A 15,136-nucleotide genomic window follows, 5' to 3' on the forward strand; every position below is an offset into this window, starting at 1 on the left:
AAGGAGAGCCACAGCTCTCCCTTTTCTGTGCCACATCCATGGCCGGACAGTAAGCACCGCGTGGGCTAAAACAATCAGTCTTCCTGTGCGGTGCCCCGACGGGCTTCCACTTCTTTTTTCATGGCTGCCTGAACCTTTTCAAACGCCCGCACCTCAATCTGGCGCACCCGTTCGCGGGAGATGCCATATTCATGTGCAAGGTCTTCAAGTGTTGACGGCTCATCTTTCAGGCGACGTTCCGTGAAGATGTGTTTTTCACGGTCGTTCAGCGTTTCCATCGCCGATGCCAGCAGTGCCTTACGGCCGGACATTTCCTCGTTCTCGGCGTAGATTTCTTCCTGATTATGCTGGTCATCAACCAGTCGATCCTGCCATTCGCTGGTTTCATCCGTGCGCATGGGGGCATTCAGGCTGTGATCAGGGGCCGCCATACGGCGGTTCATGTTCACAACGTCCTGCTCTGGCACACCCAGAGTGGTGGCAATCTTGTTCACCTGTTCAGGCTGCAGATCACCATCATCAATAGCCTGCATCTGCCCTTTCAAGCGCCGCAGGTTAAAGAACAGCTTTTTCTGTGCCGCCGTGGTGCCCATTTTGACCAGCGACCAGCTATGCAGAATATATTCCTGAATGGCAGCGCGGATCCACCACATGGCATAGGTAGCCAGACGGAAGCCCTTATCGGGGTCGAAGCGGCGCACGGCCTGCATCATACCCACGTTGCCTTCACTGATAAGTTCGTTCACCGGCAGGCCATAGCCACGGTAGCCCATGGCAATTTTGGCTACCAGCCGCAGATGGGATGTCACAAGCTTATGGGCCGCCGTGACATCCCCCTTATCTTTCCACAGGTGGGACAGGCGCAGTTCTTCTTCAGGGGTCAGGATAGGATATTTACGGATTTCCTGAAGGTAACTTGAAAGATTATTTTCAGGACCAACATTGATAACAGATGAGGCCATGGGTCAGCACTCCTTTGAACCGGGAAGCTCCCTACGGGTACATCAGGTAATTCAGGCTGCCTGATGATAACCGAGATATGAAAGGCGAGTTCCGGCCAATAAGTGAAAAAGGACTATACGTCCTCCTCCCTCGCCCCCCAGTATGAGCAGCACGACGGAAGAGACGCCCGTTCCGACGGCCCATCACAAGCGCATCCGGAAGGTGGTTGAGGGTGCGCCGTAATCGTTTCCATGTCAAGGAAATGCGGCGTATCTGGCAGTTTAACGGGAATCTGCCGCAATGGTTCCGGCCCCGCACACCCAGACTCGCATATCTCATGGCACAGAACATAATGGGAAGAACATTCGGCGTTCTGGCGACTGGGTGTGGCTTCAGAAGCCAATCGATGCGTCAGGACTGTCTGTTACCTGAAAACACCGCAACGCCGCAGACGCCTGCTTTTCTGTCAGATGGCCTTATGCGCTTGGTCTCCGACCACTTTCCGGTGGTTTGCCTATGAGACTACGGGAAGAACCCGGCCAACGCAGAGCCCTGCGCGCCAGCAGAAAAGCCGAAAGCCCAAACACAAGGCAGAGGGCACTTTGCACGCCCACTGAAAACCACCAACCATTATGGACATCTGCTGGCAATTGCCAAAGCAGGAAGCCAACATAAACCGCCTGCCCTATGCTTACCGCCGTCAATAACAGGCGCGATGGGCGGCAGGTCGCCCCTGTTTCCCGTTCTATCATGCGTTTCTTTCCGGTTTGGGGGAGGTCATACCCAACGCCCGGCCCAAGGCCTGCATGTCTTCTGGCATAGGTGCTTCAAACAGCAGGACCTCGCCCGTGCGGGGATGCGTGAACCCCAGCCGTGTGGCGTGCAACGCCTGCCGTGGGAAATCGAGCGCTGCCGCCTTGCCCTCCGCTGTCAGAAGTTTGGCTGCCCCAGGAATACGGCGCAGATAGACAGGGTCCCCAATCAGCGGGTGGCCGTTTGCTGAAAAATGCACCCGGATCTGATGTGTGCGGCCTGTCGCCAGTTTGCAGGTGACAAGGGCAGCCCCCATGTCAAACGCCTGGAGGGTGCGATAGTGCGTCAAGGCCCATTTCCCACCGTGGGTTGTAATGGCCATACGCTTGCGGTCGCGTTTATCGCGGCCAATATCGCCTTCATAATCGCCTTCGGCTGGGTTGGGACACCCCCAGCAAAACGCCAGATAGGCACGGTCAATCTTTCGGGCGGCAAAATCTTCAGACAGTGCCAGATGCGCTTTTTCCGTTTTGGCCGCCACCATCAGGCCGGATGTGTCTTTATCCAGCCTGTGCACAATGCCGGGGCGGCGTTCCCCCCCAATGCCTTTCAGGCTATCGCCACAATGGGCAATCAGACCGTTGACCAGTGTGCCTGTCTCGTTTCCCGGTGCGGGATGAACCACCAGCCCAGCCGGTTTGTTCAGCACAATCAGGTCATCATCTTCATAGAAAATATCGAATGCAACGTCTTCACCCTGCGGCACTGCTGGGGTGGCAGCCGGTATATGCAGCACCAGTTCCATACCAGCCCGCACCGTTTCTGCCGGTTCGGTCACAATTTTATCGCCACACCGCAAATGACCGGTTTCGATCAACCCTTTGACGCGCGAGCGGGACAGCGCCCCCGCAGAGACCAGACCAGACTGGGCAGACACATACCGATCAACCCGCTCCCCCGCGTGGTCGGGCAGCACTGTAAACGTCAGATCGGTGCCCCCTGATGGGGATGTCACGATAGAAGTAGGGTGCGTCAAAAAATCTGTCCTGTCTGAACTCTGAAAAAAGCGGTCACTCTCCGCACAAAGCCTGTTCCATCCTGCTGCGTCAAGCACACTCACGGCTCGGCCTTTCGGCCTTACCAAAACCCGTGAAAAACCCTGTGCGCTGGCGGCCTACAGTGCCCCCGTTTTTTCGCAGGGTGATGGCTGGCTGGGATATGTTTGATGGGATACACTTGCCACCATGACCATCCAGCCCAGCCCGCCCACACCCTTACCATCCCATGACGCCATACAGGCGGTGGCAAAAGCATATCAGGGCGTTGTACGGCGGCGGCTGGTTATTCTGGCTGTGCTGGCAGGGGCTATTCTGCTGTCCCTTCTGCTTGATTTCTCGATTGGTCCGGCCGGGCTGACGCCTGCACAATTAGTGCATATTCTCCTGCACCCAGACGCGGCCCCGGCGATGGAGCGTGTCATTGTCTGGCAGATCAGGCTCCCTTACGCCTTAATGGCCGTCTGTGTCGGGGCAGCATTGGGGCTGGCCGGGGCCGAGATGCAGACCATTCTGGCAAATCCGCTCGCCAGTCCTTTCACGCTGGGAGTGTCTGCTGCCGCTGCGTTTGGGGCGTCTCTGGTGATTGTGCTGGGGTGGCATCTGCCGGGTGTGACCGATAACTGGCTGATTGCCAGCAGCGCATTTACCTTTGCTGTTGGGTCCGTCCTGCTGCTGGATGCCGTGGGGCACCGCAGAAGTGCCACCACCGGCACCGTGGTTCTGTTTGGCATTGCGCTGGTGTTTACTTTTCAGGCTTTGGTCGCCCTGATCCAGTTTGTGTCGGATGAAGACGCGTTGCAAGAACTTGTATTCTGGACCATGGGCAACCTGACCCGCACCACATGGCCCAAACTAAGCCTGCTGGCGGGTGTGGGTGCGGTCATTACGGTCTTTTCGCTACGCGCAACGTGGAGCCTGACGACCCTGCGCATGGGGGAAGAACGCGCGGCCAGCCTGGGCGTAAATGTGGCTCGTATCCGCAGGGCATCGCTGTTGCGTATCAGCCTGCTATCGGCACTGGCTGTCGCGTTTGTTGGCGTGATTGGATTTGTCGGGCTTGTTGCCCCCCACATTGCGCGCCGCCTGCTGGGGGAAGACCATCGGTTTTATCTGCCCGGCAGCATGTTGGCCGGGGCTTTAATTCTCTCCCTTTCCGCATTGGTCGGGCGTGTTCTGGTGCCGGGGGTTGTCGTGCCGACCGGCATTGTGACCGCGCTGGTCGGTATCCCGTTTTTTCTGGCAATCGTGCTGCGCCGGCAGGGACTATCATGACCCAGCCAAGCCAGACACATTCGTCCTTAACGCACACCACCGCTGCCGCTGTGACGAAAGACACTCCCAACCTCACCGGGCTGACAGCGCATGACGTTACCGTTCGTTTCGGGCGGCGCACCGTGTTGCACGATGTAAATGTTGGTCCTTTCCTGCCCGGCACCATCCATGCGTTACTAGGCCCGAATGGCAGCGGAAAATCGACCCTGATGCGCGCCATGGCCGGGCTGGTGCCCTGCACCGGCACCATCAGCCTGAATGGTCACATCCTTTCGGCTCTGTCCTTGACCCAACGCACACGCAACTGCCTGTATCTGCCACAAGCCCTGCCCGCCCCGGTTCATTTACAAGTTCTGGAAGCGTTGATGGCCGCGCGTCATACCGATGCCCGCCCTCCGGCAAGCCTATCGGCTAATCCAGCCAACCACACCGACGCCATGCAGGACGCGCTGGAACGGCTGACCCAGTTTGGCATCAGCGCACTGGCCCTGCGGTATCTGGATGAACTATCTGGCGGCCAGAGACAGTTGGTGGGGCTCGCACAGGCTTTCAGCCGCAACCCGCAGGCCGTGTTGCTGGATGAGCCCCTGAGCGCGCTTGATTTGCACCACCAGTTTGCGGTGATGGAGATTCTTCGCAAAGAAACAGCAACACGTCAGCTTGCGACCGTAATTGTGCTGCATGACCTGAATATTGCGCTGAATCTGACAGACACCGTTACCGTGATGCTGGAGGGGCGGATCATGGCGTCTGGCCCCCCGGCAGAGGTTCTGACCCCTGAACTTCTGCGGGAAACCTACCGCATTCGGGCGCGCATTGAACACGGGGCCGATGGCCGCAAGTTTGTCAGCGTAGATGGCATTGCCTGATACCCGCTGACAGTTTGCGCTGTTATGTTCCGCAGAACGTGTGCCTGACCCGTTCTGCCGCAGTCGCAGGCAGAGCATAGCGTTCACGGCCCGGCTGTTCAGTATAGGGATTTGCCAGAACGGCCAGCAAGTTTTCAAACGCTGAATAGTCATTTTCTGTCACAGCTTGCACAATCATTTCCTCAACCAGATGATTGCGCGGAATGTAGCAGGGGTTGGTCTGCATCATGGCCGTGGCACGGGCATTCGGGGTGATTTCCGGCTCCTGCGCCAAACGAGCCTGCCATTGCGGTAGCCACTCTGCCAAAGGCACCAAACTCTCAGGCAGCAGTAGAGCATCAGCGTTTTCTGTCAGGGCCTGATGCAGGTCTGGCTGGCTGATGGCCCGGAAAGTCTGCGTAAAATCAAGCTGTGCTGATGCCATGGTTTCAAGCAGGGTGCGGGCCAGCGCGATATCCCCCTCCTGCACCGTTATCAGGCCCATTTTGGCCCGCAAACCCTGTAGATAAGCTGCCTGAAACTGGGGTTCAAACTGCGCCAGGGCTGTTTGTGCCAGTGCTATGGCGGCCTCATCATCTTCCGCCAGAAGGGGCAGCAAGGCCTCGGCCAGACGGGTGAGGTTCCACAAGGCCATGTTGGGCTGGTTGCCGTAAGCATACCGACCGTGTTCATCAATAAAACTGAACACGGTGCCGGTGTCATACTGTTCCATAAAGGCACAGGGGCCGTAATCTATGGTCTCACCTGAAACGGCCATGTTGTCGGTGTTCATCACACCATGAATGAAGCCGATCAGCATCCATTGCGCGACCAGATCTGCCTGTGCTGCTATTACCTTTTCAAGCAGTGTCAGATACGGGTTTTCTGTCTGTGCGGCGTCTGGGTAATGGCGTTTTATGGCATAATCGGCCAGCAAACGAAGGCCTGCAATATCTTCCCGGGCGGCAAAAAACTGAAACGTGCCCACACGAATATGACTGGCTGCAACACGGGTCAGCACTGCACCGGGCAGCGGTGTTTCGCGTAGAACCATCTCACCTGTGCGCACTGCAGCCAAAGACCGTGTGGTCGGCACACCCAGTGCGGCCATTGCCTCACTCAGCACATATTCACGCAGAACGGGGCCGAGGGCAGCCTTGCCGTCACCCCGACGGGAAAAGGGGGTACGCCCTGACCCTTTAAGCTGAATCTCCCACGTCTTGCCGGCGGCGTCCGTTACATCCCCCAGCAACAGGGCGCGGCCATCGCCCAGACGTGGCACAAAATGGCCGAACTGATGCCCGGCATAAGCCAGCGCCACCGGCTGCACCCCTTCCGGCATGCTCTGCCCTGACAACATGGCCACACCCGCCGGGCTGGCCAGCCACGCCGCATCCAACCCCAGAGCCTTGGCCAAAGGGACATTCAACCTTAGCAGTTGGGGCGCGGCCACAGGGGACAGATCAACCGGCGCATAAAACCGCTCTGGCAGGCTGGCATATTGTTGTGTGAGAGAAAAACCATTCATGACGCTGAACCACCCAGCCTGACAGTGACAAAAGACGGCGTGCTGCCGGGATACACAAACCCCACCCTAGCGCGCCACGGCATGCAGACCAACCAGAACCCAGCCTTCTGCCGCCCGGTCTGGCCCTGCCTGTATGAACATGATAAGGAACACATCCCCTTAAACGCAGCCGCGCGGGCCGGTTTCTTACTGCATATCCATGCGCGTAAGGGCCAAGCCAGCACGACAGAGCATAGTGGGCAGCCCTGCCCAGCACACCAAGGCCGCGGAGACGCCAGAAGTTATGAGCACGACGAAAGAGACAGTCTTCCAGATTACGCCCAAGACCGACGCTGTCAGCCCCGCTGAACGCGCCGCTTTGCTGGCAAACCCCGGCTTTGGTCGTGTCTTTTCTGATCACATGGCTGTCGTGACCTATACGCAGGGTAAAGGTTGGCACACACCGCAGGTTCTGCCCCGCCAGCCACTACTGCTAGACCCGGCTGCCTCGGTTCTGCACTACGCGCAGGAAATTTTTGAAGGCATGAAGGCCTACCGCACCCCGGAAGGTGAGGCACAACTTTTCCGCCCGGATGCCAACGCCCGCCGCTTCCGCAAATCTGCCGAGCGCATGGCTATGGCTGACCTGCCGGAAGACCTGTTTCTGGATGCTGTAAACCAGTTGGTGAAAATTGACGCTGGCTGGATCCCTGACCCGGAAGTGGGCACGCTGTATCTGCGCCCCTTCATGATTGCGACGGAAACCGCGCTTGGAGTAAAGCCGTCATCTGAATACAAGTTTATTGTTATTGCCTGTGCTGCTGGCGAATATTTCTCTAAAGACGCCGGGCCAGTGAGCGTCTGGGTTGAGGAACGCACCGTGCGTGCGTCCCGCGGGGGTACGGGTGCAGCCAAATGTGGTGGCAACTACGCCGCCAGCCTGACCGCCCAGCAGGAAGCCAAAGAACACGGCTGCCATCAGGTTCTCTTTCTTGACGCGGTTGAACGCAAATGGATTGAGGAAATGGGCGGCATGAACATTGTCATGGTGTTCAATGATGGCTCCATCCAGACACCGCCGCTTGAAGGTACCATTCTGCCCGGTATTACGCGTGATTCCCTGCTGACGCTTGCGCGCGACAAAGGGCTGACAGTGCGCGAAGAACCCTACGCCATTGACCAGCTTTATGCAGATGCCAAATCTGGCCGCCTGCGTGAAGTATTTGCCTGCGGCACGGCCGCCGTTGTCACCCCGATTGGCACGCTGAAAAGTGCTGAAGGTGACTGCGTTATCAATAACGGCCAAACGGGTGAACTGACTGCAGCCCTGCGCAAAACGCTGTGCGATATTCAGTTTGGCCGCACGGCAGATACCCATGGATGGGTGCATAAGGTCGGGTAATTTATCCGCCCTTTTATCCGCCAGTAACGCGTAAAAAAACATCGCCCGGATAACCTGTCCGGGCGGTGTTTTTGTTTCGGCATAGCGGAAAACGGCGCATCCGCCAGACCGTCAGGTCTTTATACGCGCACCAGAAAACATGCGCGCTTACAAGGGAGAATGCACGGCCGCATCATGCTCTATTTCGCACTGTTTGGCATCGGGTTTGGGTGCCGTGTTCCGAAGTGCCTGCAACTCGGCACGGGCAGCATCCAGATCTGCGCGGAAAGCCGGGTTGCCGTGCATAGCAGCAACTTCCCCCGCCCCCACCAGATAGCCACTCTGCACATCGCTTTCCCAGTGAACGCCGCAGACAATACGGCTTTCCCCAAACACGCGCCCGCGCTGCAAAATGGCCGTGCTGCGGTCTGGGAGGATTTCGGTCAGCACCAGCGCAAGACTCCAGCCCAGCATGGTATGGCCGGAGGGGTAAGAGCCTGTCTTGGCTATTTCCTCGCGCTCTTCTTCCGTGCAGATGGCATTGTCCGTGCCGACAAACGGGCGTGCGCGATGCCAGTAATCCTTGCCCTTCCACATATCTGGTACTTCGGTGCTGCCCATTTTACGGAGCAACGCAACCAATCTGGGTGTTTTGGACGCATCAATCGTAAAGCCCGCTGCACAGGAAAAACTGTTGAGCAGATCAGGCAGATGCAGTCTGGCATCTGACGCCGCCAGAGCCCAGCGTGCGTCATTTTTCCACCCACGCGTTGTGGCAAACGCTGTGTCATCGGTCTGGTGGCGCAAGCTGCCCGGTTTGGGCGGTGGGGGCAGATATTGAGTCGGGTCTGGCGGCGTGCCCCCTGCAAAATAGGATGCAGGCTGCTGCCCTGTCTGCGCCTGCGCATGGGCAGCCTGTGCTTGCGCGCGTGTCTGTGCGGGCGTTGCAGCGGCCTGCCCTGCCTTGCCCGCTACAGTCTGCGAAGACGGTGCATGCGGCTGGGGTTGAGGCTGATCGGCTGGTGACTGTGACTGTGACTGTGACTGTGACTGTGACGTTGGTGTGTCAGCACCATAGGCAGGCGCAAGCACTGTGTTCAGAAAGGAAACACCCAGAGCCGACGCGAAAAGGACGTGTTTTTTCTGCATAATTTTTCTTGATCCTTTTCCCGCTTTCAAACCGCAGACGTTCTTGGATGTCTGGCGCATAAACCCCTCAAACAAAGCCGTGGTGTTACTGGCGGACGTATTTACAGGCTTTCAACAATCTGCCCGTGTGAAAGTTTTAAGACAACCCACTGCCCTCCCGCTTTTGTGCGTAGCTGCCACCCGCCCCTGCCCCCATTGCTTGGGTCGGCCATTCCCCAAGGCAACGTGCCGGTAACGAAAGCACAAAACTTTCTAAAATAGGTACCTTGCATTGAATGGTTCCGGTGTGTATTCAGTAGCTGTCACCAGATACCAATGAGAGTCGCGTTGTCCCAAACGCACTTTCCAGACAGGAAAAGCCGTGGAACCCAACCTTGTTCAATTCAAGAAAGGCGTGCTGGAGCTTTGCGTATTAGCCTTACTGGCGCGCACAGATTCCTACGGCTACGACATTGCCAGCCGCCTGTCTGATGCCATAGATATGGGGGAAGGCACGATCTATCCGCTTATGCGCCGTATGCAGAAAGATGGTCTTGTTTCCACATATTTTGTTGAATCTCCTTCTGGCCCGCCACGCAAATACTACGCGCTGACAGAAACGGGGCAGCGTAACCTTGAAGCGCAGAAAACCGCATGGGTTTCCTTCACCCAAGCCGTATCTGCCATTCTGGGCGCGCCAGACGCACCCGCCGCCAAACCGGCCACTGACAGTGCAGAAACACCCGAAACAACCGGGCATAGCCCCCTTACCGTGCAAAAAACACTCAGGAACATCCAGCCATGATTAAGGCACCCACAAGCAAGCAGTTGTTCCTTGACCAGTTGCGGGCCGGACTAAAAGGCCTTCCCCGCACGGTTATTGATGAAACAGTTGCAGATTATGAAGCCCATTTTGAAGCCGGGCGGGCAGCAGGACGCAGCGAAGCCGATATTACCACAGGGCTGGGTGATCCAACCAGACTGGCGCGTGAATTGCGGGCTGAAGCCGGTGTACGCCGCTGGGAAGATGAACGAAGCCTGAGCAATGCTCTGGGGGCCATTCTGGGCATCATGGGGCTGGCAGCGCTTGATCTGCTAGTTGTGCTGCCGGTGCTGCTGACCGTTGGGTCCTGCGTGTTTGCCTTTATTATTGCCGGGGCCATTATCTGTCTGGTGGGCAGCATCATGCTGCCATTTGCCTTAATCGACCTGAACCCGCTACCGGGCGCAGACTGGCTACAGGGTATTCTGATCAGCCTTGGTCTGGCCTGTGGTGGGGCCTCGGTTGTGGCGTTCTGCACCCTGCTGACCATTGGCGCAGTCAATCTGCTGACAGGCTACGGCCGCGCCCATTACCGCCTGATTGCTCCGTCTCATTCTGCCTGACGCATCCTAAAGATATTAAAGGACAACGTACCATGATCCGTGGCCTCACCATGATTGCCGTCGGCGGAGCCGTTGCTTCTGCCCTATGCTTCGGTGTTGCGTCCTCTCGCGGGCCAACCAGCTTCTCATTGGTTGATCTGGAATGGGGTGATCATACGCCCAGAGGGCCGCAACTGACCCGTACCATTCCGTGGGATGGCGCGCATGAAATCACCATCAACCTTCCTGCCCAGATTATTATTAAACAGGGACCAAAAGCTGAAATTACGCTTCAGGGTTCTGAAAAGCTGGTGCAGCGCGTGGTGTTAAAAGATAACACGCTGGATACAGATGATGATACGCCCTATCACCACTCTCATTTTCACAATGCCAGACTGGTTTTGACCATCACAGCCCCTGAACTGAACACCATTACAATGAATGGCTTCGGGTCACTTGATATACAGGATTATGACCAGAAAACACTTGATCTGATCATAAACGGGGCCGCCAGTGTCAAAGGGCATGGGCGCGCTGAAAACGTGAAGGTGGAAATAGATGGGGCAGCTTCTGTCAAACTGACGGATATGGAGATTACTAATCTTGATCTATCCATGAACGGTGCGGGTTCGGCCAAAGCAGGGCCAACTGGTCATGCCAAAATCTCGATTGACGGTGCGGGTTCCGTCAAATTGACAAAAGCGCCAGCCTCTCTCACCAAACAGATTGATGGTGTCGGCAGTGTCAGCGTCCCCGATGGCACACCGGAAAGTCACGACCATCCCCCATCAGGGAAGCAAGACAAATCGACAGACAAACAGGATGAGAGCGAAGACCTGTCTTTCTAATGGTAATCTGGCCTCCTGATAGCGCCACAATTTATCAGGAGGTTTCACGTCTGATAATAGTCCCGCCACCGCTATACTCATTGTTTTGAACGAAGCAGGATTCCGTAGTACACCTGCTCTCTTTCTGGGTATGATCGTCTTGCTTCAGGCGAAAATCAGTTCGGTTTGGCCTTCACCATAACAAGGATGTTCACGGTATGCTTACGACGCTTATCCAGTTTCAGGCTACCGATAACAAAGCCCGTAATATTGCGGCCGTTCAAAACCTGGTTGAAACCGCATTCAGCCGCCAGAGAGCACGGCTTATCAGCCTACCCGAAATGTGGTCTTGCCGGAATGCTGACAGGTCAACACGTTTTGCGATGGCCGAGCCCCTACCCCGCCCCAATAGCACCGATACAGGCGGTGACGCCTATCAGGCCATGCAGCATATGGCACGACATTATGAGGCGTATGTGCATGGCGGGTCTATTGCCGAAAAAACTGGAGAGCAGCTTTACAATACCACACTGGTTTTCAACCCGCAGGGGGAGGAGATTGGTCGTTACCGAAAAATGCATCTGTTTGATGTGACTGCGCCAGATGGAACTATTTACCGCGAGAGCAAAGATTTTGGCGCAGGGAATTCAGTTGTCACATGCCAGATAGATAATTTTACCGCAGGGCTAACCATTTGTTACGATCTGCGCTTCCCTGAACTGTTCCGGGCGTTGCGGGGCAAGGGGGCAGACGTCATTTTCGTCCCCTCAGCGTTTACTATGGAAACAGGAAAAGACCACTGGGACGTTCTGCTACGTGCCCGTGCGATTGAAAATCAGGTCTGGATTATTGCCGCTGGTATCTGTGGATCTTACCGCAGCCCCACCGGCGATGTTAAGTCCAGCTACGGACATTCTCTGGTCTGTGACCCTTGGGGCCATGTCGTTGCACTGGCATCAGACGGGCCGGGGTCAGTGACCGCATGGATTGACCATGCCCACATAGAAAAAGTAAGGGCAGCCATCCCTCTTGCCACACATCGCAGACCGGAACTGAACGGATTCGAACACTGTAAATGACAACAGGCCGAGCGTCTTATGCCCGGCCTGCTGACGTGTCATCCAGAATTATCTTAAATTACTTACGCTAAAATACCGCCATGCCCTAGCCGTGGGTTGGCATAACGAACTCTGCACCAGACCGGATGCCAGCGGGCCAACGCTGTGTGACAGCCTTCATGCGTGTAAAGAAACGTACCCCTTCCGGGCCATGCATATGGTGGTCACCAAACAGGGAGTCTTTCCACCCACCGAAGGAATGGAAGGCCATGGGTACCGGAATGGGCACATTCACGCCAACCATGCCAGCGGTCACGTTATGAGTGAACGTGCGGGCCGCATCACCATCTCGCGTGAAAATGGCTGTTCCATTCCCAAACGGGCTACCGTTGATCAGCTTCAGGGCCGCATCAAAATCAGGCGCACGCATGACACACAGAACCGGGCCAAAAATCTCCTCGCGGTAAATGTCCATTTCAGCCGTCACGTTATCAAAAAGTGATCCACCAATGAAAAAGCCTTTTTCATGGCCGTCTACTTTGATATCGCGCCCGTCAACCACCAGCTTTGCACCCTGACTGACGCCTGCATCAACCAGCCCTTTTACGCGGGCCAGATGTTGCGCCGTTACCAGCGGACCCATCTCACTGGCTTCATGCGTGCCATTGCCAATGGTGATGGCTTTTACCTTCTTGGCTAGTTCAGCCACCAGGGTATCGGCAATCGGGCCAACGGCCACCGCAACAGAAATGGCCATACACCGTTCCCCTGCGGAACCGTAGGCAGCACCAATTAGCGCATCGACTGTTTTTTCAAGGTCACAATCAGGCATGACCAGTGCATGGTTTTTTGCGCCGCCCAACGCCTGTACACGCTTACCATTGGCCGTGCCTGTGGCATAAACATGCTGCGCTATTGGTGTAGAGCCTACAAAACTGACAGCGGCAATATCAGGATGTGCCAGAATGGCATTCACCATATCCTTATCACCGTGAACGACCTGAAACACACCATCAGGTAGACCGGCTTCTTTCAGAATTTCTGCCAGAAGCACCGATGCTGACGGGTCTCGCTCTGATGGTTTCAGAATGAAGCAGTTTCCGGTTGCCAGCGCCATAGGGGCCATCCACAGCGGCACCATGACGGGAAAATTGAAAGGCGTAATTCCCGCAGCAATACCTACAGGCTGACGCATGGTCCATGCATCAATACCGCGACCAACCTGTTCGGTATATTCCCCTTTCAGCAGTTCCGGAACGCCGGTTGCAAATTCAACCACTTCCAGCCCGCGGGTGACTTCCCCTTTCGCGTCAGACAGAATTTTTCCGTGTTCGGATGTGATAATTGCTGCCAGGTCATCCATCCGCTGCTCAATCAGATCACGCGCACGGAACAGAATACGGGCCCGTGCCAGCGGCGGAGTTTCAGCCCATGCCGGGAAAGCAGCCTTGGCAGACGCAACAGCGGCATTCAGATCATCCTGCGTGCCCAGAACAACCTTTTTACTGACGTCCCCCGTAGCCGGATTAAAGACATCCCCGTAACGGGTGCTGCTTCCTTTGGTCGGCTTGCCGCCAATAATGTGGTGAATAGTATCCATTTTTCTTATCCTTTTTTTACTGATAATCAAACTTCGCCAACAACGTCATGCGACAGGGAAACAGCCTGTGTTCGTTCGCCTTTGCGCACGCTGAGTGTTTCAGGCACCCAGAGCAGTGTTATGAAAAACCCGATCAGACACAGCCCCATAGGGTAAAGCAGGCCCGCATAGGGGTTTCCGGTTTGCGTCACCAGCCACAGACTGACCAGCGGCAGGAAACCACCAAAAATGCCGTTACCGATATGGTATGGAACAGAAATGGAGGTATAGCGCACGTTGGCCGGGAAACTTTCGACAATGAATGCGCCATAAGGGCCATACACAGCCGCCGCAATCACAACCAGAACGAACACACAGGCCGAAATGGTGGGGTAACTGACAGTTTCAGGCGTGCTTGCATGGCGGATGATTGAGAAAATAGGAATATAGAACAGCACAGCGGCCGCCATACCTGCCAGAGACAGCCGTTTACGGCCTATACGGTCAGACAGTGCCCCAAACAGCACGAAGAATGGCACACCCAGAAAAGCACCAACCGCCACTGAAAGAGTTGCTGGTAGGAAAGGCATTTTCATGAATGTCTGAATATAATACAGCGCGTAAAACTGTGCCGTGTAGAAGGTGACAGCCTGTGCACAAGCCACCCCGAACAGAAACAGGATGATACGCCGCGCATTACCGGGAATACGAAACGCATCGCGCACCGGAGATTTGGACAGCTTACCTTGTTTGTGCATTTCAACAAACACGGGTGATTCAGAAAGCCGTAGGCGGATACGCAGGGAAACAGCAACCAGAACGATCGACACCAGGAAGGGTGCGCGCCAGCCCCATGTGCCGAAGGCATCTTCCCCCAGCCACAGGCGCAGGGTCAGCACGATACCAAGCGACAGCACAAACCCGGCCGACGCCATGGCCTGAATATAGCTGGCCCACTTTCCGCGCTCGCCGGGTGGCGAATGTTCGGCCACATAGGTTGCGGCCCCACCATACTCGCCCCCCAAGGCCAAACCCTGAATAATACGCAGCAAAATAAGCAGCACGGGTGCCGCGTATCCGGCCTGGGCGAAGGTTGGCAGCAGACCAATGGCTGCGGTTGAACACCCCATGATAAGAAGTGTGACCAGAAAAGTCTTTTTACGGCCGACACTATCCCCCATATAGCCAAACAGCAGGCTGCCAAGTGGGCGCACGGCAAAACCGGTTGCAAATGTGGCAACACTGATCAGCGTTGCTGCAACGTCATCTCCCGGCGGGTAAAACAGCCGGGCAAAAAAAATGGCCAGACTTCCGTAAAGAAAGAAATCATACCATTCAATTACTGTGCCAACACTTGACGCCAGCACCAGAGAGCGCATGGACCGCCCGGCTTCTGCATCGGATGTCATTATTTCAGC

The 15,136-nt window shown here is 56.1% G+C and carries 14 protein-coding genes; 7 read left to right on the forward strand and 7 right to left on the reverse strand.

Features of this window, described 5'->3' with window-relative positions; genetic code table 11:
• Positions 1-74: 74 nt before the first annotated feature.
• The 3 genes from rpoH to Abin_RS06550 all read right to left on the reverse strand — a co-directional run bounded on the left by rpoH (position 75) and on the right by Abin_RS06550 (position 2,713).
• Positions 75-962 (reverse strand): RNA polymerase sigma factor RpoH, encoded by an 888-nt coding sequence (rpoH, locus tag Abin_RS06540; RefSeq protein ID WP_048845557.1) that lies wholly within the window; start codon positions 960-962, stop codon positions 75-77.
• 456 nt (positions 963-1,418) lie between these two features.
• Positions 1,419-1,694 (reverse strand): VIT1/CCC1 transporter family protein, encoded by a 276-nt coding sequence (locus Abin_RS06545; protein WP_048845558.1) that lies wholly within the window; start codon positions 1,692-1,694, stop codon positions 1,419-1,421.
• Entirely contained in the window at positions 1,691-2,713 is a 1,023-nt protein-coding gene (locus tag Abin_RS06550; protein ID WP_244895003.1) for an RluA family pseudouridine synthase, read from the reverse strand. The genes Abin_RS06545 and Abin_RS06550 overlap by 4 nt, the downstream gene beginning before the upstream one ends.
• Positions 2,714-2,939: 226 nt before the next feature.
• Here Abin_RS06550 and Abin_RS06555 point away from each other — a divergent pair, with 226 nt between their 5' ends.
• Positions 2,940-4,025 carry a FecCD family ABC transporter permease gene (locus Abin_RS06555; RefSeq protein ID WP_048845559.1) on the forward strand — a complete coding sequence of 362 codons (1,086 nt, stop codon included), beginning with the start codon at positions 2,940-2,942 and terminating at the stop codon, positions 4,023-4,025.
• A gap of 50 nt (positions 4,026-4,075) precedes the next feature.
• Positions 4,076-4,894 (forward strand): ABC transporter ATP-binding protein, encoded by an 819-nt coding sequence (locus tag Abin_RS06560; RefSeq protein WP_048845582.1) that lies wholly within the window; start codon positions 4,076-4,078, stop codon positions 4,892-4,894.
• Between the two features lie 22 nt (positions 4,895-4,916).
• Here Abin_RS06560 and Abin_RS06565 read toward each other — a convergent pair whose 3' ends face one another.
• Positions 4,917-6,401, reverse strand: coding sequence for a protein adenylyltransferase SelO (locus Abin_RS06565; protein WP_048845560.1), 1,485 nt, complete (start codon positions 6,399-6,401; stop codon positions 4,917-4,919).
• 283 nt (positions 6,402-6,684) lie between these two features.
• Here Abin_RS06565 and Abin_RS06570 point away from each other — a divergent pair, with 283 nt between their 5' ends.
• Entirely contained in the window at positions 6,685-7,782 is a 1,098-nt protein-coding gene (locus Abin_RS06570) for a branched-chain amino acid aminotransferase (protein WP_048845583.1), read from the forward strand.
• Between the two features lie 147 nt (positions 7,783-7,929).
• On the opposite strand, the gene Abin_RS06575 is transcribed toward Abin_RS06570, so the two are convergent.
• Positions 7,930-8,910, reverse strand: coding sequence for an acid phosphatase (locus tag Abin_RS06575; RefSeq protein WP_084593505.1), 981 nt, complete (start codon positions 8,908-8,910; stop codon positions 7,930-7,932).
• Positions 8,911-9,271: 361 nt separating this feature from the next.
• Between Abin_RS06575 and Abin_RS06580 the strand changes: the two genes are divergently transcribed.
• The 4 genes from Abin_RS06580 (at position 9,272) to Abin_RS06595 (ending at position 12,160) form a co-directional block, all read left to right on the forward strand.
• Positions 9,272-9,694: a PadR family transcriptional regulator gene (locus tag Abin_RS06580; protein ID WP_084593506.1), complete on the forward strand. Its 423-nt coding sequence runs from the start codon at positions 9,272-9,274 to the stop codon at positions 9,692-9,694.
• Positions 9,691-10,275, forward strand: coding sequence for a DUF1700 domain-containing protein (locus Abin_RS06585; RefSeq protein ID WP_048845561.1), 585 nt, complete (start codon positions 9,691-9,693; stop codon positions 10,273-10,275). The genes Abin_RS06580 and Abin_RS06585 overlap by 4 nt, the downstream gene beginning before the upstream one ends.
• 32 nt (positions 10,276-10,307) lie before the next feature.
• Positions 10,308-11,102: a GIN domain-containing protein gene (locus Abin_RS06590; protein ID WP_048845562.1), complete on the forward strand. Its 795-nt coding sequence runs from the start codon at positions 10,308-10,310 to the stop codon at positions 11,100-11,102.
• A 197-nt stretch (positions 11,103-11,299) separates the two neighbouring features.
• Positions 11,300-12,160 carry a carbon-nitrogen hydrolase family protein gene (locus Abin_RS06595; RefSeq protein WP_048845563.1) on the forward strand — a complete coding sequence of 287 codons (861 nt, stop codon included), beginning with the start codon at positions 11,300-11,302 and terminating at the stop codon, positions 12,158-12,160.
• Between the two features lie 85 nt (positions 12,161-12,245).
• On the opposite strand, the gene Abin_RS06600 is transcribed toward Abin_RS06595, so the two are convergent.
• Positions 12,246-13,739, reverse strand: coding sequence for a CoA-acylating methylmalonate-semialdehyde dehydrogenase (locus Abin_RS06600; RefSeq protein ID WP_048845564.1), 1,494 nt, complete (start codon positions 13,737-13,739; stop codon positions 12,246-12,248).
• Between the two features lie 26 nt (positions 13,740-13,765).
• On the reverse strand, positions 13,766-15,127 hold the full coding sequence (locus Abin_RS06605; protein WP_048845565.1) for an MFS transporter: 1,362 nt from the start codon (positions 15,125-15,127) through the stop codon (positions 13,766-13,768).
• Positions 15,128-15,136 lie beyond the last annotated feature (9 nt).

The organism is Acetobacter indonesiensis, from assembly GCF_000963945.1.
Lineage (GTDB): Bacteria > Pseudomonadota > Alphaproteobacteria > Acetobacterales > Acetobacteraceae > Acetobacter > Acetobacter indonesiensis.